Origin of the sequence: Blautia sp. AF14-40 (assembly GCF_003479665.1) — a bacterium.
In the GTDB taxonomy this organism is placed as follows: domain Bacteria; phylum Bacillota; class Clostridia; order Lachnospirales; family Lachnospiraceae; genus Fusicatenibacter; species Fusicatenibacter saccharivorans.
The window spans coordinates 1-2475 of the sequence record NZ_QUHK01000063.1; the positions used below are offsets into that span (position 1 = coordinate 1).

Below are 2475 nucleotides of genomic sequence, written 5' to 3' on the forward strand. Positions count from 1 at the left end.
ATTTGAGGAGATGAAAAACCGGGTGATTATTCATCGCTTACTTTGATAAAATCATTTTTGCGCTAAAATCTTCATCAAGTATAACTCCTGTCACATAATATCCTTGTTTGATTGCACAACTGTAAAGTTCTGCTGCTATACCACCAGAGCTACTTGTTTTAGTAGACTCTACGTCTTTCTTCCATGCTACATAAGTATTTTTTGTTTTGTATAAATGTGGCACTGAATTAGATGGACATTTTTCATGACACAAAGAACAATTAATACATTTTCTACTATCTACTTCTGGTACAAAATGCCCAGTTAGCTTTTTCTCTTTCATTGTTATTGCTTTTTGAGGACAGATATCTGCACATAAACCACAACCTGAACATTTTTCTTTAGGACATATATAGATCATTTCTTTTACCACTTTCTTGCATTTTTTCAATCTTTGTCAAAATTTCTTGATACATACTGCTTGACTGTTTTCTTCTAATCAACAGATTTTCCTCAAAAAGATTGTAATTTGGTTGTATATCTAATATTTTAATAAATCTCTCATATGTACAATTTACTCTATTAACCTGATTTGTCATACCGGTCCATGCTAATAAGTCTTTAACTTTTGTTGATTTGATATCGACATAACACCTTTTATGTTGTAAAAATGTAAAAATACTACCATGAAATGTCGTCGTATAAACACATTCTGCATCACGAATCAAACTTAAAAATTCTAACGGACTAACACATATATTTTTATCACACCAACCATGTTGCATACATACTGCAACAGTTTTAAGCTTTTTTTCATGCGCATATCTTTTAATCCATTCAATATGTTCCTTAGAGATATCATATGAATAAATAAGCATATATTTTTCAGAAATGATTCTTTTATTTGGAACTGGATAATATGAAAATGGAATTAGCAAGGTAGGATCTACAACTAGTTTAGTCTTTTTATTCAAAAGCTTCTCTACTAATTCAACCGTACTCTGATCTCTTACTCCTATAATTTCAACTTGTGCCAATGAACAACAAACAGAATTGTACCTTTCTAGTTCAGCTCCATTGCCTGCACTTGGCGCATATGCACAAATCTTCGGAACATTGATTTCTCCATAAAATACAGGATTTTGAAATGTATTCACATTAATATTCCAAATTTCATCACTTCCTAAAATAGCGAGCTCCATTGCTGACAATTCATTCTCGTCAATTTCATGGAAAATGTCCAGTGCATCAGAAAAAACATGATACTTATGTGCATTATATTTATATTTCATAACATATTTAATCAAATTTTTAATAGAGTCCTTTTTTCCAAAAAAAAGTTGTTTTCTTTTCTTTGGGCTTCTCCACTTATAAAAAAATACGCTATGACCTAGCTCCTCTAAAAAAATCTTGTTCGCTAATGCCTGAAGGTAAGCTCCGTAATTAGCAGAATCATAAGGGGTTACAATTGTAATTTTCATCTAATAGTATTCTCCTTGTTCTTGCTTTACTAACTTTTGTTTTACTGTTAAGGTAGCAGCACATGCTACAAAGTATGGTATAAACATCTCCTTATCATATATCGGATTACCAGTTATACCATATAATAAAAAGAATGCTTGAATACAAAATGATGTAATTATCCATTTTTCATTTTTTTCAGATACTACAATTATTCTTTTTCTTTCTTTCAAAAATATAGATGTTGTTGTTACCAAAAAATAAAGAAACCATATCAAACAAAGACTAAAACCGACAATTCCTGTTTCACACAAAATTTGAACATATATATTGTGTGCATGCCATCCTCGCGGATTGATTTTTTGAAATTCACCCCATCCAATACCAAAGATGGGATGCTTTTTGAATTCTTCGATTGCAAGTGTCCAAAAAGTCGTTCTTCCTAACGTAACATCTCCTGATTCTGCGGCATCACCAAATCTCTGAATAAAAACTGCCAATGCTGGAACGTATAAAAAGATTAAATATCCAACAACAATCATTCCAACCAATAATGCAAGCATCTTAATAATTCTACTTCTTTGTCTATTAGATAAGTAAATGTAATATGCCATAACTATTGTTGCTAGTAAAAATATAATGTGTGCTCTTTTCCCTGTCAGCAAAATTGATATAATAAATATAATACTCATTACCAAACTGTTTTTATTATGTCTATTAATGAATTCCGCAATAAATATAATTGCACCAATAGCCAATAACATTGCATTTGTCGAATAGTGATTTGTCATACCAGGAAATGCGTGCATACTATATTGATATCTTAATGTAGCAGCATTTGCAGGAAATATATTACACACAACATCTATCATATTACTCGACAAAGACATAGTAATTGTACATATCGCGTAAAACAAATATCCAATTTTAGCAATTTTGAAAAGTTTTTCAAACCAATCGTTGTATTTTTCAGCCGATATAGTAAATAATATTACTAATACATAAATCAAATTATATTTTAATATGCCTGAATCA

The 2475-nt window shown here is 30.5% G+C and carries 3 protein-coding genes; all 3 read right to left on the bottom strand.

Features of this window, described 5'->3' with window-relative positions; translation table 11 throughout:
• Nucleotides 1-37: 37 nt before the first annotated feature.
• Entirely contained in the window at nt 38-400 is a 363-nt protein-coding gene (locus DWW13_RS17715; RefSeq protein ID WP_118720735.1) for a 4Fe-4S dicluster domain-containing protein, read from the bottom strand.
• Nucleotides 381-1460 (bottom strand): polysaccharide pyruvyl transferase family protein, encoded by a 1080-nt coding sequence (locus DWW13_RS17720; RefSeq protein ID WP_118720737.1) that lies wholly within the window; start codon nt 1458-1460, stop codon nt 381-383. Before DWW13_RS17720 ends, DWW13_RS17715 begins: the two co-directional genes overlap by 20 nt.
• On the bottom strand, nt 1461-2475 hold a 1015-nt coding region (locus DWW13_RS17725; RefSeq protein WP_199674880.1), incomplete at its 5' end, for an O-antigen ligase family protein.

What these genes read in the sequence shown, in the direction of transcription:
- DWW13_RS17715 (WP_118720735.1), bottom strand. Translation starts at nt 400, where the DNA reads ATGATCTATATATGTCCTAAAGAAAAATGTTCAGGTTGTGGTTTATGT.
- DWW13_RS17720 (WP_118720737.1), bottom strand. Translation starts at nt 1,460, where the DNA reads ATGAAAATTACAATTGTAACCCCTTATGATTCTGCTAATTACGGAGCT.